The sequence below is a fragment of the Agrobacterium sp. RC10-4-1 genome, assembly GCF_014138475.1.
GTDB lineage: Bacteria > Pseudomonadota > Alphaproteobacteria > Rhizobiales > Rhizobiaceae > Agrobacterium > Agrobacterium pusense.
Genome location: NZ_JACJIT010000013.1, coordinates 17868 through 39936, shown reverse-complemented (window position 1 = coordinate 39936; position 22069 = coordinate 17868). Strand labels below are relative to the sequence as shown.

25 protein-coding genes and 1 pseudogene are annotated in these 22069 nt (G+C 59.3%); 13 read left to right on the top strand and 13 right to left on the bottom strand.

What is annotated here, in order from left to right; translation table 11 throughout:
- Positions 1-36: 36 nt before the first annotated feature.
- From FHW77_RS25440 to FHW77_RS25420, 5 genes are all read right to left on the bottom strand, one after another.
- Positions 37-768, bottom strand: coding sequence for an amino acid ABC transporter ATP-binding protein (locus FHW77_RS25440; protein ID WP_182590969.1), 732 nt, complete (start codon positions 766-768; stop codon positions 37-39).
- 61 nt (positions 769-829) lie between these two features.
- On the bottom strand, positions 830-1615 hold the full coding sequence (locus FHW77_RS25435; protein ID WP_182590968.1) for a transporter substrate-binding domain-containing protein: 786 nt from the start codon (positions 1613-1615) through the stop codon (positions 830-832).
- A 71-nt stretch (positions 1616-1686) separates the two neighbouring features.
- Positions 1687-2343 (bottom strand): amino acid ABC transporter permease, encoded by a 657-nt coding sequence (locus FHW77_RS25430; protein WP_018901714.1) that lies wholly within the window; start codon positions 2341-2343, stop codon positions 1687-1689.
- Between the two features lies 1 nt (position 2344).
- Positions 2345-3031: an amino acid ABC transporter permease gene (locus FHW77_RS25425; protein ID WP_182590967.1), complete on the bottom strand. Its 687-nt coding sequence runs from the start codon at positions 3029-3031 to the stop codon at positions 2345-2347.
- 36 nt (positions 3032-3067) lie between these two features.
- Positions 3068-3700 carry an HD domain-containing protein gene (locus FHW77_RS25420; RefSeq protein WP_182590966.1) on the bottom strand — a complete coding sequence of 211 codons (633 nt, stop codon included), beginning with the start codon at positions 3698-3700 and terminating at the stop codon, positions 3068-3070.
- Positions 3701-3808: 108 nt separating this feature from the next.
- Here FHW77_RS25420 and FHW77_RS25415 point away from each other — a divergent pair, with 108 nt between their 5' ends.
- Entirely contained in the window at positions 3809-4708 is a 900-nt protein-coding gene (locus FHW77_RS25415; protein WP_182590965.1) for a LysR family transcriptional regulator, read from the top strand.
- Between the two features lie 17 nt (positions 4709-4725).
- Here the strand turns inward: FHW77_RS25415 and cynR are convergent, their stop codons facing one another.
- Complete coding sequence (gene cynR, locus FHW77_RS25410) at positions 4726-5625, bottom strand: transcriptional regulator CynR (protein WP_182590964.1); 900 nt, start codon at positions 5623-5625, stop codon at positions 4726-4728.
- 111 nt (positions 5626-5736) lie between these two features.
- Between cynR and FHW77_RS25405 the strand changes: the two genes are divergently transcribed.
- The 3 genes from FHW77_RS25405 (at position 5737) to FHW77_RS25395 (ending at position 7728) form a co-directional block, all read left to right on the top strand.
- A complete protein-coding gene (locus tag FHW77_RS25405) occupies positions 5737-6396 on the top strand; it encodes a carbonic anhydrase (RefSeq protein WP_182590963.1) in 660 nt (219 codons plus the stop codon).
- 45 nt (positions 6397-6441) lie between these two features.
- The gene (gene cynS, locus FHW77_RS25400; RefSeq protein ID WP_112989850.1) at positions 6442-6912 is read left to right on the top strand and encodes a cyanase; all 471 of its coding nucleotides are present in this window, start codon (positions 6442-6444) and stop codon (positions 6910-6912) included.
- A gap of 351 nt (positions 6913-7263) precedes the next feature.
- Positions 7264-7728: a nuclear transport factor 2 family protein gene (locus tag FHW77_RS25395; RefSeq protein WP_182590981.1), complete on the top strand. Its 465-nt coding sequence runs from the start codon at positions 7264-7266 to the stop codon at positions 7726-7728.
- A gap of 276 nt (positions 7729-8004) precedes the next feature.
- Here the strand turns inward: FHW77_RS25395 and FHW77_RS25390 are convergent, their stop codons facing one another.
- On the bottom strand, positions 8005-9003 hold the full coding sequence (locus FHW77_RS25390; RefSeq protein WP_182590980.1) for a GlxA family transcriptional regulator: 999 nt from the start codon (positions 9001-9003) through the stop codon (positions 8005-8007).
- 229 nt (positions 9004-9232) lie between these two features.
- Between FHW77_RS25390 and FHW77_RS25385 the strand changes: the two genes are divergently transcribed.
- Both FHW77_RS25385 and FHW77_RS25380 read left to right on the top strand, forming a co-directional pair.
- Positions 9233-10069: an alpha/beta fold hydrolase gene (locus FHW77_RS25385; protein ID WP_182590979.1), complete on the top strand. Its 837-nt coding sequence runs from the start codon at positions 9233-9235 to the stop codon at positions 10067-10069.
- A 376-nt stretch (positions 10070-10445) separates the two neighbouring features.
- The gene (locus FHW77_RS25380) at positions 10446-11003 is read left to right on the top strand and encodes a pyridoxamine 5'-phosphate oxidase family protein (protein WP_064264033.1); all 558 of its coding nucleotides are present in this window, start codon (positions 10446-10448) and stop codon (positions 11001-11003) included.
- A gap of 167 nt (positions 11004-11170) precedes the next feature.
- On the opposite strand, the gene FHW77_RS25375 is transcribed toward FHW77_RS25380, so the two are convergent.
- The 5 genes and pseudogenes from FHW77_RS25375 to FHW77_RS25360 form a co-directional block, all read right to left on the bottom strand.
- Entirely contained in the window at positions 11171-12817 is a 1647-nt protein-coding gene (locus FHW77_RS25375) for an acetolactate synthase large subunit (RefSeq protein WP_182590962.1), read from the bottom strand.
- 65 nt (positions 12818-12882) lie between these two features.
- Entirely contained in the window at positions 12883-12978 is a 96-nt protein-coding gene (locus FHW77_RS27015; RefSeq protein ID WP_353618999.1) for a hypothetical protein, read from the bottom strand.
- 143 nt (positions 12979-13121) lie between these two features.
- Positions 13122-13250: pseudogene (locus tag FHW77_RS27010) on the bottom strand (heme-binding protein); the annotation flags it as partial.
- Positions 13251-13548: 298 nt separating this feature from the next.
- Positions 13549-14151: a TetR/AcrR family transcriptional regulator gene (locus FHW77_RS25365; RefSeq protein WP_064264027.1), complete on the bottom strand. Its 603-nt coding sequence runs from the start codon at positions 14149-14151 to the stop codon at positions 13549-13551.
- Positions 14152-14153: 2 nt separating this feature from the next.
- A complete protein-coding gene (locus tag FHW77_RS25360; RefSeq protein ID WP_064264026.1) occupies positions 14154-14618 on the bottom strand; it encodes a nuclear transport factor 2 family protein in 465 nt (154 codons plus the stop codon).
- A 691-nt stretch (positions 14619-15309) separates the two neighbouring features.
- Between FHW77_RS25360 and FHW77_RS25355 the strand changes: the two genes are divergently transcribed.
- The gene (locus FHW77_RS25355; protein WP_064264024.1) at positions 15310-15732 is read left to right on the top strand and encodes a VOC family protein; all 423 of its coding nucleotides are present in this window, start codon (positions 15310-15312) and stop codon (positions 15730-15732) included.
- 272 nt (positions 15733-16004) lie between these two features.
- On the opposite strand, the gene FHW77_RS25350 is transcribed toward FHW77_RS25355, so the two are convergent.
- On the bottom strand, positions 16005-17375 hold the full coding sequence (locus FHW77_RS25350) for an aminotransferase-like domain-containing protein (RefSeq protein ID WP_182590978.1): 1371 nt from the start codon (positions 17373-17375) through the stop codon (positions 16005-16007).
- 260 nt (positions 17376-17635) lie between these two features.
- Between FHW77_RS25350 and FHW77_RS25345 the strand changes: the two genes are divergently transcribed.
- The 6 genes from FHW77_RS25345 to FHW77_RS25320 all read left to right on the top strand — a co-directional run bounded on the left by FHW77_RS25345 (position 17636) and on the right by FHW77_RS25320 (position 22065).
- Positions 17636-18118 (top strand): MSMEG_0572/Sll0783 family nitrogen starvation response protein, encoded by a 483-nt coding sequence (locus tag FHW77_RS25345; RefSeq protein WP_013637302.1) that lies wholly within the window; start codon positions 17636-17638, stop codon positions 18116-18118.
- Positions 18119-18186: 68 nt separating this feature from the next.
- Positions 18187-19176: a Nit6803 family nitrilase gene (locus FHW77_RS25340; RefSeq protein ID WP_182590960.1), complete on the top strand. Its 990-nt coding sequence runs from the start codon at positions 18187-18189 to the stop codon at positions 19174-19176.
- Positions 19169-20287, top strand: coding sequence for an MSMEG_0568 family radical SAM protein (locus FHW77_RS25335; protein ID WP_182590959.1), 1119 nt, complete (start codon positions 19169-19171; stop codon positions 20285-20287). The genes FHW77_RS25340 and FHW77_RS25335 overlap by 8 nt, the downstream gene beginning before the upstream one ends.
- Entirely contained in the window at positions 20284-20823 is a 540-nt protein-coding gene (locus tag FHW77_RS25330) for an MSMEG_0567/Sll0786 family nitrogen starvation N-acetyltransferase (RefSeq protein ID WP_182590958.1), read from the top strand. Before FHW77_RS25335 ends, FHW77_RS25330 begins: the two co-directional genes overlap by 4 nt.
- Positions 20823-21794, top strand: a complete 972-nt coding sequence (locus tag FHW77_RS25325; protein ID WP_182590957.1) for a sll0787 family AIR synthase-like protein — start codon at positions 20823-20825, stop codon at positions 21792-21794. Before FHW77_RS25330 ends, FHW77_RS25325 begins: the two co-directional genes overlap by 1 nt.
- Entirely contained in the window at positions 21787-22065 is a 279-nt protein-coding gene (locus tag FHW77_RS25320; protein ID WP_034499393.1) for an MSMEG_0570 family nitrogen starvation response protein, read from the top strand. Before FHW77_RS25325 ends, FHW77_RS25320 begins: the two co-directional genes overlap by 8 nt.
- Positions 22066-22069: the final 4 nt, after the last annotated feature.

The window sequence follows — 22069 nt, the reverse complement described above, 5'->3', positions numbered from 1 at the left end:
GGCTCCATGTGATAGCCAAAATGCGTTTTGTGGCGGTCAGCCGATCTCTGATCTGAGGAAGGCTTGCAGCTCGGGCGTTCTGGGATTTGTGAAAAATTCGGCGGAGGGCCCTTCCTCGTGGATGATGCCGTCCTTCATGAAAATCGTGCGGTTGGCGACGCGGCGCGCGAAGCCCATTTCATGGGTCACGAGCAGCATGGTCATGCCCTGGCGCGCTAGATCCTCTATGACGGCAAGCACTTCGCCGGTGAGTTCCGGATCAAGAGCCGATGTCACCTCGTCGAACAACAAGACCTTGGGGCGCATGGCAAGCGAGCGAGCGATTGCCACGCGCTGCTGCTGGCCGCCCGAAAGCATGTCCGGGTAGGCATCGAAGCGATCGCCGAGCCCAACCATGGACAGGCAGCGCTGCGCTTCGTCCCGCGCAGCAACCTTGGTCTCGCCTTTCACCTGAACGGGGGCGAGCATGATGTTTTCGCCTGCCGTCAGATGCGGGAAGAGATTGTAGCTTTGGAAAACGATGCCGACGTCGCGCCGGAGTTCCCGCAGGGCCGCCGGCTTGCGTGACATGGCATGGCCTGCAATCTGGATGAGGCCGCTATCAACCGTCTCCAGCCCATTGAGACAACGCAGGAACGTGCTCTTGCCGGAACCGCTCCGCCCGATCAACGCGATAACCTCGCCGGCCTCGACATTCAGGGAAACGCCCTTGAGCACTTCGAGCGGCCCAAAGCTCTTGCGGATATTATTTGCGACTACGACAGACATGTTTACCTCTCGATGGAAATGCGAGGGCAGCGGCATAGGCTGCCCTCTGCGGCCATTGGGGTCAGAAGGACGGCAGTTCAGGCATCGGCGTCTTCATCCACTTTTCGTAGATCTGGCCGAGCTCGCCGCTCTGCTTGTGAACGAAGAGAACCGTGTTCAGCCAGTGCAGGAGGTCCGGATCGCCCCGACGCAGGCCCACACCATAAAAGCTCTGCAGATAGGTCGTCTTTTCCTCGAACTTGTCGGGATAGCGCTCCTGCAGCTGCGCGCCGATATAGTTTACGGTCCCGATCGCATCCACCTGACCGGCGACGAGCGCGTTCAGCGTCGTGCTGTCATCGTCGAAGCGGATCAGCTCCATTCCAGGAATATTGGCTGCCGACAGCACTTTCTCATGCGCAGTTCCACGCGGCACACCGACCTTCTTGCCCTTCAGGTCTGCGAGGCTTTTGATCTCGGTGCCTTTCGGCGCGATGATCACCGACTTATGGCCACCATAGGGGTTGGAAAAGGCGACCGACAGCGCGCGCTCGGTGTAGATGCCGAAGCTTGCGACGACGAAGTCGACCTTGCCTGTCTGCAGCGACGGAATGCGGCTCTGGCCGGTGACCGGCACGAGTTCCAGCTGGACGCCGAGATCCTTGGCGAGCAGCTTGGCGACATCGACGTCGAGACCATCAGGCTGCATTTCGGCGTTCGTGATGCCGAAGGGCGGGACCGAGAGATCTATGCCGATCATGACCTTCTTGCGGGCGATGATTTCGTCGAGAGAGGCGGCGGAGGCCGCAGTGGCGCCCAGAGCGATGGCGAGACCGATCAGGGGCATGAATAGGGATTTCAGGGGCATGTTGTATCCTCTCAGTTTTGGGTTCCGGTTATGATCAGCGACCTTCTTCGTGTCGTTGATGATGAGGTGGTTCAGGCGCGGGCTCCCCGCTTAGCAGCGCGGCTCTCGAGCCAAAGGCTGAGCTGGGTGAGCGGGAAACACACAGCGAAATAAAAGGCGGCTACGGCCAGGAAGGATTTCAGTGGCTCGAATGTCGCATTGCTGACGAGCTGGCCGGCGCGGGTAATCTCGACGAAGCCGATGATGGAGGCGATCGAGGTTTGTTTGATAATCTGCACGAGAAAGCCGACGGTCGAGGGCATTGCCAGCCGGATGGCCTGCGGTGCAATCACATAGCGAAGGACCTTGTAGGGGTGTAGCGCCAGGGCATCGGCACTTTCCCACTGCGCCTTTGGAATTGCACGAAGCGCGCTTTCCCATATGGCGCCGAGAAACGCGCTGGAGTTAATGGTCAATGCGACGGCGGCAGCTGCAATCGCGCTGACTTCGAAGCCGAACAGCGATGGGGCGTAGTAGCAGATGAACATCAGGATAAGCAGCGGCAGACCCTGGACGAACTGCATATAGGCGGAGGTCGCGACGCGCAGAGCCTTCGAAGACGAGATGCGCATCACGGCGAGCGCGATGCCGACCAGGCCCCCGCCCACGAAAGCGATGACAGTCAGCGTCAATGTCCAGCGCAGCGCGTAAAAGATGAAGAGGAATTCCGGCGAGCCAAAAGTACGCATGTCAGATCCCCCGGAAAAGATTGCGGCGCGAGCGGCGGAAGATCAGCAACCCGGCAAGGTTCAGGATGGCGCGGAAGACGAAATTCATCAGGACGTAAACCGCGGCAATCACGAGATAGACCTCCATCGTTCGGAAGGTTTCCGAACTGGCGATCATCGCAGCCCCTGTCAGATCTTCGACGCCGATCGCCGACACGAGACTGGTGGACAACATGAGCAGCACGCATTGCGACACGACGGGCGTGAACACCTTCTCGAGCGCCGGCGGCAGGATGACGAAGCGCAGCGTCTGGAAATACGTCAAACCTAGGCTTTCAGCTGCCTCAACCTGACTGCGATGCGTCGACTGGATGCCTCCGCGGACGATCTCGGCGATATAGCCGCCATTGTTGAGAACGAGAGCGACGAAGACCGAGGTCAGCGGCGACATCCGCACACCAATATTCGGAAGTCCGAAGAAGATCACAAAGATCTGGACCAGAAGCGGCGTGTTGCGCATCGCCTCCACGTAACAGCGGACGAGGAAGCGCGGCAGGAAGCCCGGCAAGGTAGAGGCGACGGCACAGCCGACGCCCAGGGCAATGCCCCCGAAAATGCCCACAAACGCCAGCAGCATCGTCAGCCAGAAGCCACTGATGAACTGCGGTAGGTAATTTACCAATGGGCCGAATTGGAAGGTGTATTCCATGCTAACCTCGGCTTTCGCGCTCTACAGTTCCAGTCTTCACTCGGTCCCGAGCGGTCGGATGCGGATATTCTTGCCCGCTTGCGCGATCGTGTCGGGATGGCAAAGATCGAGTGCTGCCGCGACCAGCCACCAGGTATGATCGGCCTGCCGGATGATAAAGCACTCCGTGCTATGGCCGATCTGACCGAACTCCATTGCGTGGCCCATGCAGATATGGCCGATTTCGTCGGGAAGGCCGACGGACAGGCAGACATGTGCGCCATAGGCGGAATGACGGTATGTCGGGTCGCCGTAGCGATCGCCGCGCTCGGCCGAGCGCTTCAGCTTGACCGGATCGAATTCCCAGGTCTTGCCGATGTCGTGGCAAAGACCGCCGGCCAGAATGATGTCGCGATCGACCTTGGCTTCGGGATAGGTTGCCTTGAATTCTTCATAGATCGACAGAGCCAGACGGGTGACGCCGCGCAGATGCGCATCCTGTGTACCGCGCTTCAGCGAAAAGATGTTCGGGCTGCCCTCGCCCTGAATGTCGGTGATCCGATCGAATGACGAACGCTCAAGAGCAAACACCCAGGCGTCTATAACCTTCTCCCGCAACTCAGCGGACTGAATATCCGCAATCTCAGGCAAATCTTCGAGAATATGCGCGCGGGAAATGGTTTTGTACATTTTTTGGCCACCTGGATGAATTGCTTATGAGATGAGCTTAAGAGCGATTGCATTCAAAATCCAATTAGGATATTCGCAGATATCGATCGAATTTTTCTATAGGTGCACATGGCTCTAAGCTTCTCGGCGGTCGAGGCGTTCTACTGGGCCTCGCAATTGCGCAGCTTCAACGCGGCGGCGGAGAAGCTCAGCATCACCCAGCCAACCGTGTCCTATCGAATCAAGGAGTTGGAGGAGCAACTCGGCGTGCCGCTCTTCATCAGGCAGAAGCGCCAGCTGCAATTAACCAGCGAGGGTGAGGCTCTTAAACACTACGCCGAGGCGATGATCGGCATTGCCCGGGACATCGAATCCAATATCAAAACGCGTAACACCCGCCTACCAACGCTCAGAGTAGGTGTGATGGACAGTTTCGCCGTCGTGTGCCTGCCCGCATTGCTGGACGAACTCGACGGCCGCTTTGCCGAGACCCGCGTCGCAGCCACCGTCGACACAAGCCATAATCTCGCCCGACAGCTTTCCAAAGGGCTTCTCGATATCGCCGTCCTGTCGACCCCGCCCGAGCACGACAACGTCGCGCTGGAATTACTCGGCCGTCAGACGGTGGAATGGTTTGCCAGCCCCAAACTCGATATGCCACGCGAGTTCGTCACGGACGCTATGCTTCTCCGACAGAGGATATTCTCAACCCCCGCGCCGTCCAATCTCCACACTTTGACGACCAATGCCCTGAGCGGTAACCGCGAGCTTGGCCTTCGCCTCAACGTCTGCAACAACCTCGGCGCCATCCTCAATCTGGTCGAGGCGGGCACGGGTATTAGCATCCTGCCAGGCAGATTGCTTCATGCGCAGCTGAACGCAGGCACGGTGCATTTGCTACGGACGCACTCCCGCCTCCCCATGCAGGATGTGTTCATCGGAACCAACAAAGGCGCGATCGTGAGGGCTCTACCGCAAGTGGCGAAGATGATCCGCAAAGTGAGTGTGGATGTCGCTTTCTGCGGCTGATCACCGGCGCGGCGGCGTCACGCAGCCTTAAACCCTTCCAACCCGGCCGCGACCTCCTTTGCCAGGGCAACGAATTTCTTCGCCGCAGCACTCCGGTAGGCGTCTCGACGCTGCATCAACACGGCGGTGCGCTGCAGGCGCACCGGATCGAGGGCAATTGCCTTCAGGTCCTGGTGGGCGAAGGCGATCGTTGCAGGTAGGAGTGTCGAGAGATTTGTCCTGCGGACAATCTCGATCACTGCGCTGATGGAGTTGGCCTCCATCCGGACATGCGGCCGAATGCCGTGCTGACGGCAGAAACGATCGATCTGCTCGCGCGTGGCGAACTCTGCGCTGAGCAGCACCAAGGACTCAGCACTCAGGACCTTAAGTCCGATCGATGTTTCACCTGCCAGAGGATGTCCGGTTCTGACGACCAGGGCCAGGGTTTCCACCAGCAGGGCGTCAAGATCAAGGTCTGCTGTCGACGTGCCGGCAAAAGCGATCCCGACATCGATCTCGTCCGACAGCAACAGATCCTCCATATGCTCTTGGGAAATCTCCCGCAGGTTGAGGGAGATATTCGGGTAGCGACTGTGGAAGGCCTCGACGAGAGGGCCGACCAGATAGGTCGTGAACGTTGGCGTCACCGCCACCCGCAGCGCTCCACGGCTGAGATCGTCCACATCGTGCAGGGCGCGCTTGGCTTCCCGGAACTCCTGCGAAGCACGGCGCACGTATTGAAGATAAACCTCTCCGGAATCCGTCAGTCGTGTCGTGCGCCCTGATCTGTCGAACAACTGCACGCCAAGGCTCTCCTCCATCAGCCTGACCTGCTGGGAAAGCGCCGGCTGCGAGACATGCAGGGCCTCCGCGGCCCGCGTGAAGCTTTGGTGCTCCGCCACTGCAAGGAAATAGCGAACCTGTCGAGAAAGCATATTCAAACCTATAAGATTATCTAATCCAGTGCATAATAAACGAGACTTTTACATTATGCCATGCGGCCCGTAGCTTTCACCTCAACAGATCGCGAAACGGAGATTGCAGCGATGAAAGACATTATTGACGGCTTTCTGAAATTCCAGAAGGAAGCCTTTCCTGAGCGGGTTAAGCTCTTCAAGGATTTGGCGAATCAGCAGAACCCGCGGGCTCTGTTCATTTCCTGCTCGGACAGCCGCCTGGTGCCTGAACTGGTAACCCAACGCGAACCGGGCGACCTCTTTGTTATCCGCAACGCCGGCAACATCGTCCCGTCCTACGGCCCGGAGCCGGGCGGCGTTTCCGCCTCGGTCGAATACGCAGTCGCGGCTCTGCAAGTCTCTGACATCGTGATCTGCGGCCACTCTGATTGCGGCGCGATGACCGCCATCGCGACCTGTAAGTGCCTGGACCACATGCCCGCTGTCGGCAGCTGGCTGCGCTACGCCGACTCCGCCCGTGTGGTGAACGAGGCCCGCCAGCACAAGGACGAGCCCGCCAAGGTCGCATCCATGGTACGTGAGAATGTCATCGCTCAGCTCGCCAATATCCAGACCCACCCATCGGTGCGCCTCGCCCTCGAGGAGGGCCGCGTCACCCTGCATGGCTGGATCTACGACATCGCGAGCGGAAACATCGAAGCTTTCGATGGCAGCAGGGGCGCCTTCGTTTCGCTCGCCGATAATCCCGAGGTCCAGGCCATCAAATATCAAGCAAGACGCGTTGCCTGACCTCTCAAGTCCAACATCCTAATCCCAACAAGAGAAAGCACCCAAATGTTACAGTCCCAAGCCACACAGAACAGCCGTCAGGACCTGACCGATATCATCCTGGCATCGAAGCTCAAGAAGGACCTGAGCTTTGCCCAGATCACCCAAGGCACCGGCCTGTCCGAGGCCTTCGTCACCGCCGCCTTGCTCGGCCAGCATCCGCTTCCGGCTGACGCCGCCAAGGCCGTGGGCAAGACGCTTGATCTCGACGACGACGCCGTTGCGTTGCTTCAGACGGTTCCGGTCCGCGGCAGCATCGGCAACGGCCTGCCGACCGACCCGACCATCTACCGCTTCTACGAGATGGTCCAGGTTTATGGGACCACGCTCAAGGCTCTGGTCCACGAGAAATTCGGCGACGGCATTATCAGCGCCATCAACTTCAAGCTCAACATCGAAAAGGTTGAAGATCCGGAAGGCGGCTCCCGAGCCGTTATCACGCTCGACGGCAAGTACCTCCCGACCAAGCCGTTTTGACGGCGCCAAAAGGCAGCGCGGCGCTCTGGGCGCTCGGGCTGCCCCCTCTGGGCCGCGAGGCGACGCATCGAAGGCCGTATGGTCACCGGCGCGAGGACCGCCTCGCTCGACCCCCCACCCGATCCGAGTTGATGTGCAGACAACTCGGATCCCCGGGTGGCTCGCGGCGATGGCGCGGTCGATCGTCCAGGCGGGACGTTTCCTAGCCTCTCCTCCGTGCGAAACTGTACAGCCCCCATTTCTTGACAGGTGAATCTTATGAACCGCCGCACTTTTATTGCCGCACTGCCCGCTGTGGCCCTCGCTGGGTCGGCGCTTGCCGAAGCCGCTCAGATCACGACGGCAACGCCAGTGACGCGCCCCCCTCTCCCCCCCTTCACGCGGGAAACCGCAATCGAAAAGGTTCGACTGGCCGAAGACGGCTGGAACTCGCGCGATGCAGCCAACGTTGCACTGGCCTACACGGTCGACACCCGCTGGCGCAACCGCGTGGAATTCGCCACCAATCGGCAGGAGGCTCAGGCCTTTCTGGCGCGCAAGTGGAAGAAAGAACACGAGTACAGGCTCATCAAGGAGCTCTGGGCATTCACGGACAACCGGATTGCCGTGCGCTATGCTTACGAATATTGCGACGACAGCGGGCAGTGGTTTCGCGCCTATGGCAACGAAAACTGGCTCTTTGCTGCAGACGGCCTGATGTCGCATCGCCACTCCAGCATCAACGAGATGCCGATCGCCGAAGCGGATCGCAAGTTTCGTTGGCCGCTCGGCCGGCGCCCGGACGACTACCCGTCCTTGAGCGATTTTGGCTTCTGACCAACACGCCCGCTCTGATCGACCGCGCCAGTGCCCGCCCGCACTGGCGCGGTTTGTCGTCGGGAGAGCCGGGCACCCGGCAAGGCTTCCAGGTGCGGGTTCACAATCGGCTATGCTGGTGAGCCGCGATAGACCGAAACGTCGGAAACTTTCGATAACCGGGTGCGGTGCGCCTATAGAGTTTGATGTTAAGCCGGCCCCACCGCACACCTCGCGGCCGCAAGCGGCAATTTCCGGCGGGCCGACGATCAGCGGCCGGCTACATCCTTGACACGATCAAAGCCGCGCGTCGCCGCGATAGACGTTTGGCTTCGCGCCCGTCAACCTGCCGAATATTTTCCGAAATGCCGCCGGATCCGTATATCCAACCGCCCAGGCAATGCTCTCCACGGAACCGTTCGTTGTTTCCAGCAACTGCCGCGCCTTCATGATGCGGACGTTCTGCAGATATTCGGTCAGCTTCAGCCGTGTCGCGCGGTGAAAGCGGCGCTGTAGGGTCCGTTCCGAAAGACGCACACTGTCGGCCAGCTCGCCAATCGATTTTTGCAGCTCTGGTGTCGCATGAAATTGGTGCTGGACCTGCAGAACCTCCTTGTCGCCATGGTCGAAACGCGGAAGAAAAGCCTTGTATTGGCTCTGACTGCGACGCGGTGGATCGACGACGAGAAAGCGAGCTGTCTCCAGCATCACCGCCTGCCCTAACAGCTTCTCGACAAGCAGCAGTCCGAGATCCGCCCAGGCGAGAATACCGCCCGCGGTGATGACGTCACCGTCGTCAATGATCATATTATCTGGTGAGACGTCGATATTGGGAAACTGTTCGGCAAGCCTTTCTGCAAAAGCCCAGTGGGTTGTGGCGCGCCGGCCGTCGATGAGCCCGGTCTCGGCAAGGACAAACGCTCCGGCACAGATCGAGCAGACGGTTACACCACGCGCATGTTGGGACGCGAGCCATTGCGATGCGGGGCTCATGCTCTGCATTTTCTCCGGCATGACGATGCTTGGCGGTGCGATGATGTAGCTTAGCGAGTGTGGGATTCCGGGGTGTGAATCCCATGTACAGGATACATCCCCGTCCTCCATCTTCCAGTAGCTAACGCGGATAGTGCGAAGGCTCGTTGGCGCCTGCAGATTGGTCGACCATTCGCTGGCAACGCGAAACAGATCGGTCAATCCGTAGACGGCGGCCAACTGACAATCCGGGTAGACCAGCAGCCCCACCTCTATGAAATCAGGTTCTTTGCGTTTTGCCACTTTTGCCTCGGATAAAGTCATTTCCGCCACGTGTTTCTGCCAGAAGATGGCGATACTTTCTCTTTGTCAAATACGGAATTCGCAAACACAGCGCGACAGGAGAAATGCAATGGCATCCGATACAGATCGGTTTTTCGTGTCGAGACGCAGCGTACTGATCGGAAGCATCGCACTTGCCAGCGTGAGCATTCCGGCGCTCGCCTTCTCACACAACTCTTCCACAAACAATTCGGCACAAGGAGATATCGACATGGGCTTCGTAACAACCAAAGACGGCGTAGACATCTTTTACAAGGATTGGGGTCCGAAGGACGCTCAGCCGATCGTTTTCCACCACGGCTGGCCGCTTTCGTCGGACGACTGGGATGCGCAGATGCTGTTCTTCCTCTCGAAGGGCTACCGCGTCGTTGCTCACGACCGGCGTGGCCACGGCCGGTCTGCCCAGGTCGCCGACGGTCACGACATGAACCATTATGCCGCCGACGCCTTCGCCGTCGTCCAGGCACTCGACCTGAAAAACGCTGTCCATATTGGCCATTCCACTGGCGGCGGTGAAGTTGCCCGGTATGTCGCAAAGCATGGCCAGCCCTCGGGCCGTGTTGCCAAGGCTGTTCTCGTCTCGGCCGTTCCGCCGCTGATGGTCAAGACCGCCGCCAACCCCGAGGGTCTGCCGATCGAAGTCTTCGACGGTTTCCGCTCGGCACTTGCTGCCAACCGCGCGCAGTTCTTTCGCGATGTTCCGGCAGGCCCGTTCTTCGGCTTCAACCGTGACGGCGCCAAGGTTCAGGAAGGCGTGATCCAGAACTGGTGGCGCCAGGGCATGATGGGTGGTGCCAAGGCTCATTACGACGGCATCAAGGCGTTCTCTGAAACCGACCAGACGGAAGACCTGAAGGCGATCATTGTGCCGACGCTCGTGCTGCACGGCGAAGACGACCAGATCGTACCGATTGCCGATGCCGCCAGGAAGTCGATCAAGCTTCTGAAGAACGGCCAGATCAAGACCTACCCTGGCTTCTCGCACGGCATGCTCACCGTCAATGCCGACGTCCTCAATCAGGACCTGCTGGCTTTCATCAAGAGCTGATCGCGAACCGCTATCGGTGGCCCATACCTTGGTCCTTCAGGCCGGTGAAAACGCGGGAGGGGCGTCAGCGTCCCTCCCATCTCACATCCCGAAAGCTAGTTTCCAAAGGCTTTAGAGCAATATCTCGGCCGCGCTCGGTGTGTAGGTGCGAACCGTCGGAAGTCATGGGGCAGGTATCGCAACGAAACTCGGAACGCCGGCTGCCGCGGAGCAGTCCCGCATCTGGCTCATGGCGCCCCGGCAATTCTACCAATCCCGCTCGGTGACACCGCGAACTTTCCCCATCGTGGCCCCTCCAGCGGCTCGCGCGCTTGATTTCCAGCCCTGCAAGTGGCTATTTGCACCCATCTCAATATAAAAACGAGGCGCATCGGCGGTGGCAAAGCAATTCGAGAGCATCGACGCTCGTCACAAAGACTTCATTGGTCGGCAGCACATTTTCTTTACAGCCTCTGCCACCGGCGATTCCCGGGTGAATATTTCGCCTCGGGAGACAGGATGCCTGCGGGTGATCGATGGTCACACGGTTGTCTACCTGGATCGAACCGGCAGCGGAAACGAGACCTCAGCGCATCTGCGCGCGGACGGTCGGCTGACGATCATGTTTTGTGCCGTCGAAGGGCCACCGATGATCTTGCGCCTTTACGGTCGCGGACGAACCATCCGCCGTGACAGTTCCGAATACGGCAACATCCTGATCGCTCACTATGGCGGCTCTGAGCCTTCCGGAGCCCGTCAGTTCATTCTGCTGGACATCGATCTCGTCCAAACGTCCTGCGGCTTTGGAGTCCCTCTTTTTGACTACAAGGGCGAGCGGCCAAGCCTGGACCAGTGGACCGATGCCAAGGGTCCAGACGGTATCGAGATCTATCGCCGCGAGAAGAACAGCTACAGCATGGACGGGCTCCCGACGGGGATGTTCGACGACGCCTAGTTTCAGACCGTCAGCGCGTCGGGTGGCTTGGATCGTGATCCTGAGCAGGGTCACCCGACGAGGGGTAACTTTTGTCGATCAACTATCCGGACGTCTCCGTGGTCGCCCGTTCTATTTCTTCCATCCGAGTTCGCATCGAACCCGAACGGCAGGTGGGGCTGACTGGCTCACTGAACATCCTCGACTACCGGCAGCCTCTCCGCCAGCTCCCGGACCAGTACGCGCTCGTTCTCTGAGTAGTCGATTGGAACTTCAACGAGATGCACGCCACCCCGCTTGAATGCATCGTCCAAAATTGACTTCAGATCCTCGACGTGCTCGACACGTGTCCCCAGCGCGCCATAAGCCTCGGCGTATTTGACGAAATCGGGGTTGCCGAAGGTCATCCCGAAGTCGGTAAACTGATCGAGCGCCTGTTTCCAGCGTATCATACCGTACGCATCGTCCTTGATCAGGAGGACAACGAGGTTGAGCCTCAAACGTACAGCGGTCTCAAGTTCCTGGCTGTTCATCATGAAACCGCCATCACCGCAGACGGCCATAACACGTCGGGTCGGGTAAAGCAGGGAGGCCATCATTGCCGAAGGGAGCCCGGCCCCCATCGTCGCCAAGGCATTGTCGAGAAGCAGCGTATTCGCAACATGAGTCCGGTAATTGCGAGCGAACCAGATTTTGTACATGCCATTGTCGAGCGCGAGGATTCCGTCGGCTGGCATAACCGCCCGGACATCGTGGACGATCCGTTGCGGCGTGAAGCGCGCTTCAAGTTCCCGATCGGCAACGCGCGCGAGGATGCCTCTTCTAAGATAGATCAGCGCTTCTGCGTTCGGAATCCGGCCCTCGAGGCGGTCTCCCAGGAGCTTGAGGGTAGGCCCGATGTCCCCGATTACTTCGGCTTGGGGGAAATAGACCTGCTCGACAGTAGCGGGCTGGTAGCCGACATGAACCACTTTTGCTCCCTGGCCATTCATGATGAACGGAGGCTTCTCGATCGTGTCGTGCCCGATCGTGATAATGAGATCGGACCGCTCGATGGCCTCGTGGACGTAGTCTCGTTCGGAGAGCGCGGCGGTGCCCAGATAGAGGTCCATGCCCCCGGGAACGGTCCCTTTTCCCATCTGGGTCGTAAAATAAGGTATTCCGGTGCGGATCACAAAATTCGCAAGATCAGCCGTCGATCGCGGACGCGAAGCTGCCGCGCCGAGCATGATCAGGGGCCTTTCTGCAGCCGCGATCATTGCCGCAGCCTGCTCTATCGACTGGGCGCTCGCTACCGGAAGATCGAGAGCATGCATAGGAACCATGGCGATATCCCCGCCCTCCGACGCGGCCACATCCTCGGGTAATTCGAGATGCACTGGACCGGGGCGCTCCTCCTGCGCCACCCGAAAGGCCTCCCGAACCACGGTGGGGACCATCTTGGGCGAGATGATCTGCCGCGTGAGTTTTGTCAGCGGCTTCATACTGGCGACGACGTCGACGACCTGAAAGCGTGCCTGCCGGGAAGACATGACGCCCTTTTGCCCCGTAATGAGGATCAACGGCATCCCGCCAAGAAGGGCATATGCCGCTCCAGTGGAAAGGTTCAAGGCGCCCGGCCCTAGCGTGGTAATGCAGACGCCCGGCTTTCCTGTCAGCCGGCCATACGTTGCGGCCATAAAGGCTGCCGCCTGCTCATGACGAGTGACGATCAACTGGATCGATGACTGCCGCAGGGCTTCGACCACGAAGAGGTTTTCCTCCCCGGGGATGCCAAAAATTTTCTCTACGCCCTCATTCTCAAGGGCCCGAACGAGCAGTTCCGCACCATTCATAGCCAATCTCCCAAGTCACCGAGCCCGTAGAGGCGGGCTTCAGGAAGCGTATTGTTGTAGAAGTCTCACTTGAGGCGCGTTTTAAATTCCTCAATTGCGATATTGGCGCAGTCTTCGTCCAAGCTGTCATTCGGCGCGCCCGCAACGCCAAGGGCGCCGATCGTCTCCTCGCCGACTTTGATAGGAACACCCCGGAGACGAAGTGGCCTGAAATGTCTGTGAACGCCGCCTCATTCGGGCTACCGACAAGGTTCTCGACCATCGCGCTAGTGGGGCTGTGCGACGATGCCGAGCTGAATGCCTTTTGCACGGACGCGTCGATTGTGCCTGCGCTGGCTTTCTCGTAGCGTATCAGGGCGAGGAGGGCTCCAGATCGATCCGTCACCGCCGCCGACACATTGTAACCGTCTACGGCACATGCCGCGGCGGCCATTTCAGCGATGTTGACCGCAAGCCTCGCTCTGAGGCCGGTCCTGGCCTCGGTGTCGTAAGCGAGCACAGAACTCGCGGCAAGCGCACCGATGGCGGTAGCCAGTAGGAAGGTCTTCATTTTATTGATCTCTTTTGGTGCGGACCACCTTGCGGCCCTGTCGCAGCGATTTGCGTCGTCAACTAATCTTCAGGGTTTTCGCGAAGACGATGAAATCCTGAAATTTGCTGCCCCCGCAGCCCGCGGGCCCGCCACGGCGGCGGGCCCCTGGAATCAAAACCTCAAGCCGGGAAGCGAGGGATCAAAGCGACCTGCTACCCAGGGCGTTGTCGTCGAGCGTCTTTCCATCGAGTGCCAATCGAGCATGAAGCTGGTCGATTGCGCGTTGGAAGACCGCGGGATCGTCGAGCGCCCGGGAAAGGACGATCGCGCCCTGGATGGCGAGAACGGCGTCTTCCGAGAGGAGGCGTGCCTGCTGAGCGTCACGGCCTTGCCGGACGAGCGCTGCTTGCAGAGCGTCTACCCAGGCGACGAAGTAATCCCGGATAGCCTGGGCGAAGAGGTCTCTGGTGTTGGCGACAGCCAGGGCACCAACGAGACAGACGCGCCTGCCCGATCGGAAGTATTTCGCGGTTTCATCGAGCATTGTCGCGATCGCGGCATTGGCATCGTCTCCGTCTCGCAGGGGAGAATAGACGGAATCTTCAAACCATTGCTCGATCTCGGCGAGCACGGCCCGGACCATCTCCTCCTTCCCATTCGGGAAGAAGTGATACAGACTACCCTTGCCCAGGCCGGTGGCCTTGCCGATCAAGGCAAGGCTCGCACCGTCGTATCCATGCTCGCGAAAAACTTCGGCCAGGGAGGCGATGGCGTCGGATCTTTCAGCGACCATGCGGGCCATGATTAGAGGCCCAGATCGCTGAGGCTGGGATGGTCGTCCGGCCGACGGCCGAGCGGCCAATGGTACAGGCGTTCGCTTTCAGCAATCGGCATTTCGTTGATGCATGCGTGGCGGTGCGCCATCAGGCCGTCCTCTGCAAATTCCCAGTTCTCGTTACCATAGGCACGGAACCACTGGCCACTATCGTCGCGATATTCGTAGGCGTAACGTACTGCGATGCGGTTGCCGGTGAAAGCCCAGAGCTCCTTGATGAGGCGGTATTCATGCTCCTTGTTCCACTTACGCTCCAGAAAAGCCTGAGCTTCTTCGCGGTTGGTGGCGAATTCGACACGGTTCCGCCAACGGGTGTCGACGGTGTATGCAAGCGCGACCTTGGCGGCGTCGCGGCTGTTCCAGCCGTCTTCGGCCAGACGGACCTTTTCGATTGCGGTCTCGCGAGTGAACGGTGGGAGAGGAGGACGTGACATGTTGGATTTCCTTTGTAAATCGTTGATGTGTACTGCTCGGTCAACTCTTGACTGATTGGTACAGTAGCTATGGTGATGTTGGGTGTCAACGACTTTTTTTGCGCGGTGTGGAATTTTTCCGACGGGCTTTTATGGTCGCGAACCGAGGCGCCGGCGTTCGAAACGGACGGACAAAAGCAGGCAACGCGTGCGGCCGCCCCGCTGGGATACTGTCGGCAACCTCAGCAGCGCCTGGGTATCCGCCGTTCAGTAAAAACTATGGGCGTTGGACGATGGTTTTTGGTGGCGAAAGGCACGACGGTACCGCCAGTGCGGCCACGACATTACTGCGGGAATTGTACCGCAAACGCCCTCGCACACGAAATGGTGGATATGGGAGGGTGAATGGAGACTAACTCAGGCTCGCTGCGGATTGCCTCCACCGCTCCATGGCCCGAGGAAGCGCATCGTGCTGAAACGCTTGGTTATCATCCGATATGATCACGGTGCTCTTCGAGCCGCAAAATCAGGAAAGAAAGCTCCTATAAATCCACGGGCTATCCGGATACTGGTCATTGGGCCGAGAGCCCAAACAATAACTCGAGGTTGTGCCGAAGCGTCCAGACCACCCCGCTGGGAAGCTAAACCTCCTCGGACCGAAGCCTAAGGGCCCTAATACTCATATAATGCTGCCAACAAAAGGAGATTTTAGATGGGCGATATCAGTCCAACGGTAAGTGTAACAACCGGCGTCGATCACATCGGGCTAACCGTTAAGAACTTGAGCGCTTCCCTCGCCTTCTTCACGAACTGCCTTGGCTGGAGATTATTCGGCGAAAAGCCCGACTATCCAGCGGCATTCGTTACAGACGGCCACCTCAAAGTCACGCTTTGGCAGGTCAAAGATCAATCCCACTGCAACGGTTTCGACCGTCGCCAAAATGTCGGGCTTCATCATCTTGCTCTGAAGGTGGGTACCCTTGAGGACCTTCAACTGCTTTACGACAAGACCAGGGAGTGGCCCGCCGTTAGCACCGAATTTAGTCCAGAACCTTCTGGCGCCGGGCCAAAAATCCACTTCATGATCTATGAACCGGGGGGATGCCGGATGGAATTTTCCTGGGATCCGCGGTGATCCTGATCGGGCCTTGGCCGATCCGAGAAGCCTGGCGACTGTAATCTCGGTTGTCAATCATACCACGCACCTGGCAACTCGCGACAGCCTCGCGGGTACCTCAATGCCGTGCATGGTCGAATGGCGTTAAAGCGGAAGACACTGCTGGACGCACCCCATCACTCATTCGGCCGCCCAATAGCTGTCGCTCCGGTTTCCGGATGCGCCTATAATCAATCAGATCGAAAGGAACATCCTCCACCAATGGCATTAAAGGAGGCTGACGAGCACTTTCAGCCCATCCAGCCAGCTTCGGACAGCGAATTCGCCATAAAAAGCAATCCGGCGCGCAGTTGCTCGCGATTGATAACGCCGCCTAGGCATACCCGAACATGCTCGTCGGGTGTGCCGAGAACGGTAAATGCGTCCGACGGCATTAGGCCGACATGGCGACCAGCCATCCGCCCCATGAGTTCCGCCCTGCTGGCGCCCTTGGGTAGCTTGAGCCATATGTTGAAGGCCTCCGGTTCGCCTTCGATGTCCAGTCCCGGAAGCGCGTCGGCGGCAATCTTCTGCCGGACTGCGCTTTCCGACCGGACGAAGTGGCGAATGGCGTCGGCGGTGCCATCCTCGATCCACCGTGTAGCGAGCGCCATGCAGATCGGCGACGGCATGACGGCGCTCGCTCGCATTGCCTGGGCCAGAGAATATGCAGCCCTAGCGTTTGGGGAAACGGTGTAGGCAAGCCGCAAGCCTGCGCCGAGACATTTGGCCAAGCCCCCGATGTGCCAGGTTAGGTCGGGAGCAAGCGTGGCGAAGGGTACGGGCGCGACTGCAGGTATGAAACCGTAAGCATCATCTTCAATCAAGGGCAGTCTGTGTCGCAAGAGAACTTCGGCGATCTCCATTCGGCGCGCGCGCGGAATGGTCAGCGTCGTGGGATTTTGGACCGTCGGGTTAAGATACAGAGCCTTCGGCTGGTGCAAATGGATAGCGGCATCAAGCGCATCCGGGAGGATGCCGGAAGCGTCCATCGGGATGCCTACAAGCTGCAGCCCCATGCGTGCTGCGATCGCTCGTAGCCCGGGATATGTCAATGCCTCGCACAAGATGACGTCACCCGGTCTGGTCATCGTTGAAAGAAGCGCCGTCATCGTTGCATGCGCCCCCGGCGTGATTGCGATCCGCTCGAGGCTCGGTACCATCCCCCTTTTCGAGAGCCAGGAGGAGGCGGCGGCCTTGTCCTGCTCACCTCCGGTCGTCGACTGGTACCGGAGAAGGGAAATAAGGTTAGCCGAAACTGTCTGTAGCCCCTCCTGCATCCGTCCCACGAGATCGGGATCCTGCGGCTCGGGAGGCATGTTCATTGACAAATCCTCGTCGCCGGCCCGACGTGGATCGATCCGATGTTCCTCCTTCGGCCGGCCGAGTGCGAAAGTTCCTCTCCCGACATGGCTCTCAACGAGACGACGAGAATGCGCCTCAGCATAGGCGCGGCTGACCGTCGTGAAGTCGATGCCCAGACGCTCAGCGAGCCTGCGCTGCGGCGGCAGTCGGTCACCGGCAGCGATATCGCCCCGCTTGATTGCCAGCTCGATGGCGTCCGCAATCTGAAGATATCGAGGCTTGCCGTCTGGGCGAAGCTCCGGGAGCCACTTTAACATATTAATATGCCCTATTGATAATTGTTTCATATTGTATGGATATAAAGCCGACTGTTCAAGCAGCAAATTGCCAAAGTATCTTAGCCTACAAATCGTTCATAATGGCCAAAAATGCGAATATTTAATGAGCAGGCTGCATAGGATATTTGCAATTTTGTCTTTCGCCAATAAATTATTGTATGCATATTGAACTGCTTATTGATTCATACAATTTCATTCGTATCGTTGCTGCATCAACCCCGCTGTAAGGAGATGCAGACATGCCTGAAGTAACGCAGCCGCCGCACAAGGATGGCGACTTCTTTGTCGACTACGAGTCCAAGGTTTTCGAGGATGTTAAAGCCGATCCCGGTGAAAAGGCGCTCGTGACTTTCCACACGGTGGCGTTCGAAGGCTCTATCGGGCTCGTGAACATCCTCAACGCGATTCGCCTTCAGCGGAAAGGCTACGAGACTTCGATCCTTCTTTACGGCCCGGGCGTGACACTGGGGATCCAGCGCGGCTTCCCCAAGCTCGGCGACGAGGCCTTTCCCGGTCATCTGAACTTCAACAAGAACCTCGAGCGCTTCATGAAGGAAGGCGGCAAGGTCTACGCATGTCGCTTCGCACTCCAAGCCCTCTATGGGCACGGCGAACCGGCTCTGATCCCCGGCATCATCCCGATCCTGCCACAGGACGTGCTGGACTGCGTGCTTTTGCACAAGAAGGCCAACGCCCTGATCATCGATACATGGACCGTCTGATTTGACCTCGGCACCCCGTTCCGCAGCGAACGGGGTGCTTCGTTCCAGGCAATGCGAAGGAGCCAGTCATGCCCAAAATAGTACGCGCAGCCGCAGTCCAGATCGCGCCCGACCTGACATCACGCGCTGGCACCGTCGAGCGGGTCCTGAATGCGATTGCCGAAGCCTCTGACAAAGGCGCGGAGCTGATTGTATTTCCAGAAACCTTTGTGCCTTGGTATCCGTATTTCAGCTTCGTTCTGCCGCCTGTCCAGCAGGGACCCGAGCACCTGCGGCTTTATGAAGAAGCAGTGACGGTACCGTCAGCAGAGACACGGGCCGTCGCCGACGCCGCGCGCAAACGCAATGCGGTCATCGTCCTTGGCGTCAATGAGCGCGACCACGGCTCGCTCTACAACACCCAGCTGATCTTCGACGCGGATGGCAGCCTGAAACTCAAGCGCCGCAAGATCACGCCGACCTATCATGAGCGGATGATCTGGGGACAGGGCGATGGCGCCGGTCTGAAAGTGGTCGAGACCGCCGTCGGCCGCATGGGTGCCTTGGCATGTTGGGAGCACTACAACCCCCTGGCCCGATACGCGCTAATGGCGCAGCACGAGGAAATTCACGCTTCTCATTTTCCAGGCTCTCTGGTCGGCCCGATCTTTGGCGAACAGATCGAAGTCACGATGCGGCACCACGCGCTGGAATCGGGCTGTTTCGTAGTCAATGCCACCGGCTGGTTGAGCGAAGAGCAGATCGCGTCCATTCACCCTGATCCCACCTTGCAGAAGGGGCTGCGCGATGGCTGCATGACCTGCATCATCACACCGGAAGGCCGCCACGTCGCTCCGCCCCTGACCTCGGGCGAAGGCATCCTGATCGGCGATCTGGACATGCGGCTCATCACCAAGCGCAAGCGGATGATGGATTCGGTCGGGCACTATGCACGGCCCGAATTACTGCACCTTGTCCATGACACAAGGCCTGCACGCGCACTCGAGCAGATCGGCCTTTCAGGCAATTTTTTGGACGCAGAGCAAGACAAGCCATTTGAGGAGGCTCAGGATGCGTGACGGGCCATCGATAGATCCGGAACTCATCAACGACCTCCAGACGCGAGGAATGCGTCTCGTCGATCCGCGGGCCGGCCACGAGAGCAGGCGCGGCGGCGCAGGCCCCTCGGACCATAAGGCCGTCAATTTCGGCGACACAACCGTCATGGTCCCGGTACATACCGCACCTGCATTCGACAGTCCCTATCTGGTGGAGGCGCCCGATGCCGACGGCCGTGCGCGCATCACCAGGGAAGGATCCGAGGTCGCCCGAATTCGATTTCCCAATCGTCCGCGATTCTATGATCTGACGACTGCAGACGGCATTCCGTACAACAAGATCGCTGTTCTCCATTCGCGTGATGTGCTCGCCACGACCATTCTGCAGACCTGCATCCGCTATGAAAGCCGCAAGAAGACCTGTCAGTTCTGTTCGATCGGCCAAAGCCTTGCAGCCGGCCGGACTGTCGCGCACAAAACTCCCGCGCAACTGGCGGAAGTCGCAAAGGCGGCCGTCGAACTCGACGGCGTGAAGCACATGGTGATGACCACCGGCACGCCTGCGGGCAAGGACCGTGGTGCTGCCGTTTTGGCAGAGAGCGCGCGCGCGGTTAAGGCCGTCGTCGACCTGCCTATCCAGGTGCAATGCGAGCCGCCGGAAGACGATATCTGGCATGAACGGATGAAGGATGCGGGCGCGGACGCGCTTGGAATGCATCTTGAAGCGGTGACACCCGAAGTCCGGGAGCGGATCATGCCGGGCAAGGCCAGCGTTCCGCTTGAAAAGTATTTCTCCAGCTTCGAAGCAGCAGTGAAAGTGTTCGGGCGGGGGCAGGTCTCGACATATATCCTCGCGGGTCTCGGCGATACGCGTGAAGCCATCCTCGATATGTCCACGCGTCTGGTTGCAATGGGCGTCTACCCATTCGTCGTACCGTTCGTACCGATCTCCGGAACGCCGCTCGAAAGTCACCCCGCACCGAAATCCGATTTTATGGCATCCATCCTTGCGCCATTGTCCCAGATCGTCATCGACGGCGGGTTGAAGGCCTCGGACATCAAGGCCGGTTGCGGCAAATGCGGCGCTTGCTCGGCCCTTTCGACCTATGAAAAGCTGAGGATCCCGGCATGAGCCACATGGATGATTCAGAGTTTATCAGCCCGGAGTTCCTGATCCGGGCAGCATCCGAGCCCTGGGAACTTCAAGGGGTTTCTCGTCTCCGACATCAGGTGTTTGTCGAGGAACAGCGTATTTTCGTCGGCGATGACCGCGACGAAATCGACGCTAGCGCCCTCCCCCTTGCGGCAATCGCTACGTTGGCGGCCGAACCTGCAGAAGTTGTGGGGACTGTCAGGATCCACGAGCCCACGCCCGGTATCTGGTGGGGCTCGCGCCTTGCGGTCGCTCCCGCATACCGCAGGGTCGGTCGGCTGGGAGCAGAGCTGATCCGGTTGGCGGTGAGTACCGCGAATGGCCTCGGGTGCAGTGAGTTTCACGCCCATGTCCAGCTTCAGAACGTACCTCTTTTTCGCCGGCTGCATTGGGAGCCGCAAGGAGAGATCGAACTGCATGGCGTGCGCCACATGCACATGCTGGCTTCACTCGATCACTATCCCCCCATATGCGACCCGACCATCGGCTGGTCCGCCAGAGCACGGAGGCCATGATGGACGTACATGCCCTGGCGGCAGCACTCGCAGCCCACCCCTCGATCCGCAGCAAACTTGGCATAGCAGGCACGACACGAGCGCTCTCGATATCAGCCGGGACGGCGGGAATGCCGGGCGACGACGCCGCCGCAATTGCGGCTCCGGATGGGACCTGGGATCTGCTGGCGGGGGAAGGTTTCATTCCGCAATTCGTGCAAGACGATCCGTGGTTCGCCGGGTGGTGCGGCGTGATGGTGAACCTCTCGGACATCGCTGCCATGGGAGGGCGTGCGACCGCGCTGCTCGATGCCGTGTGGGCACCGGACGCGGCGTCTGCCGAGCCCCTGCTCACCGGGCTACGGGATGCAGCGATGACCTACGGCGTGCCGATTGTCGGTGGTCACACGAACCTCCGAAGCAAAGATCTCAATCTCGCCGTTTCGGTGATGGGACGTGCAAAGAAGCTGATTTCCAGCTTTGCGGCCGCCCCTGGAGATCTGCTTATCGCAGCCATCGATCATCGCGGGCAGTATCGGCCAAGTTTCGACAACTGGTGCGCCGCCCTTGATGCGCCCCATGAACGGCTGCGCCGCGACTACGAGATCCTGCCGGAGCTCGCCGAGGCCGGTCTGGTTGATGCAGGAAAAGACATCAGTCAGGGCGGTATTGTTGGCACAGCGCTGATGCTAGCGGAATCGTCACGCTGCGGCTTCGATATCGCGCTGGCCGACATCCCGCTTCCGCAAGGCGTTCAACTCGAACGCTGGCTGCGCAGCTTCCCGAGCTTCGGCTTTCTCCTTTCGGTCCGCCCGGAACGGGCAGAAGAGGTCTGCGACGTGTTTGCTGCTCGGGGCATCAGCGCAGCTGCCATCGGTCATGCAACGGACAGCTCCCGGATCGATCTAACGAGCGGTGGCGCCCGGGCAACTTTCTGGGACTACGCGGCAGCCCCCTATATCGCGCTCGCAAAGGAGATCGCCCATGCCTGAAGTACGCTTTACCATTCGATGGCCTGATGGCATGGAGGAGAGCTGCTACTCGCCCTCGACCGCCATAACGCGCCATCTCGAAGCCGGATGCACGTATCCGCTGACTGAATTTGTCGAACGTGCGCGCACCGGTCTAAACGAAGCATCGGACCGCGTCACGGCTAAATTCGGCTTCGCCTGCTCCTCCGCACTCGACCAACTGGCAAAGATCGAAACGACAGCTGCCGCTCAGCCGGCTGACGCCAAGGTCACCTGCCTCTCGATGTCATGAAAGG

Excerpts from the sequence above, each read along its gene's own strand:
- FHW77_RS25335 (WP_182590959.1), top strand. The coding sequence starts at position 19,169 with ATGCGTGACGGGCCATCGATAGATCCGGAACTCATCAACGACCTCCAG.
- FHW77_RS25365 (WP_064264027.1), bottom strand. The coding sequence starts at position 14,151 with ATGGCCCGCATGGTCGCTGAAAGATCCGACGCCATCGCCTCCCTGGCC.
- FHW77_RS25440 (WP_182590969.1), bottom strand. The coding sequence starts at position 768 with ATGTCTGTCGTAGTCGCAAATAATATCCGCAAGAGCTTTGGGCCGCTC.
- FHW77_RS25340 (WP_182590960.1), top strand. The coding sequence starts at position 18,187 with ATGCCCAAAATAGTACGCGCAGCCGCAGTCCAGATCGCGCCCGACCTG.
- FHW77_RS25385 (WP_182590979.1), top strand. The coding sequence starts at position 9,233 with ATGGGCTTCGTAACAACCAAAGACGGCGTAGACATCTTTTACAAGGAT.
- FHW77_RS25405 (WP_182590963.1), top strand. The coding sequence starts at position 5,737 with ATGAAAGACATTATTGACGGCTTTCTGAAATTCCAGAAGGAAGCCTTT.
- FHW77_RS25415 (WP_182590965.1), top strand. The coding sequence starts at position 3,809 with ATGGCTCTAAGCTTCTCGGCGGTCGAGGCGTTCTACTGGGCCTCGCAA.
- FHW77_RS25325 (WP_182590957.1), top strand. The coding sequence starts at position 20,823 with ATGGACGTACATGCCCTGGCGGCAGCACTCGCAGCCCACCCCTCGATC.
- FHW77_RS25330 (WP_182590958.1), top strand. The coding sequence starts at position 20,284 with ATGAGCCACATGGATGATTCAGAGTTTATCAGCCCGGAGTTCCTGATC.
- FHW77_RS25350 (WP_182590978.1), bottom strand. The coding sequence starts at position 17,375 with ATGTTAAAGTGGCTCCCGGAGCTTCGCCCAGACGGCAAGCCTCGATAT.
- FHW77_RS25345 (WP_013637302.1), top strand. The coding sequence starts at position 17,636 with ATGCCTGAAGTAACGCAGCCGCCGCACAAGGATGGCGACTTCTTTGTC.
- FHW77_RS25320 (WP_034499393.1), top strand. The coding sequence starts at position 21,787 with ATGCCTGAAGTACGCTTTACCATTCGATGGCCTGATGGCATGGAGGAG.
- FHW77_RS25425 (WP_182590967.1), bottom strand. The coding sequence starts at position 3,031 with ATGGAATACACCTTCCAATTCGGCCCATTGGTAAATTACCTACCGCAG.
- FHW77_RS25435 (WP_182590968.1), bottom strand. The coding sequence starts at position 1,615 with ATGCCCCTGAAATCCCTATTCATGCCCCTGATCGGTCTCGCCATCGCT.
- cynS (WP_112989850.1), top strand. The coding sequence starts at position 6,442 with ATGTTACAGTCCCAAGCCACACAGAACAGCCGTCAGGACCTGACCGAT.
- FHW77_RS25355 (WP_064264024.1), top strand. The coding sequence starts at position 15,310 with ATGGGCGATATCAGTCCAACGGTAAGTGTAACAACCGGCGTCGATCAC.
- cynR (WP_182590964.1), bottom strand. The coding sequence starts at position 5,625 with ATGCTTTCTCGACAGGTTCGCTATTTCCTTGCAGTGGCGGAGCACCAA.
- FHW77_RS25360 (WP_064264026.1), bottom strand. The coding sequence starts at position 14,618 with ATGTCACGTCCTCCTCTCCCACCGTTCACTCGCGAGACCGCAATCGAA.
- FHW77_RS25390 (WP_182590980.1), bottom strand. The coding sequence starts at position 9,003 with ATGACTTTATCCGAGGCAAAAGTGGCAAAACGCAAAGAACCTGATTTC.
- FHW77_RS25430 (WP_018901714.1), bottom strand. The coding sequence starts at position 2,343 with ATGCGTACTTTTGGCTCGCCGGAATTCCTCTTCATCTTTTACGCGCTG.
- FHW77_RS25420 (WP_182590966.1), bottom strand. The coding sequence starts at position 3,700 with ATGTACAAAACCATTTCCCGCGCGCATATTCTCGAAGATTTGCCTGAG.
- FHW77_RS25375 (WP_182590962.1), bottom strand. The coding sequence starts at position 12,817 with ATGAATGGTGCGGAACTGCTCGTTCGGGCCCTTGAGAATGAGGGCGTA.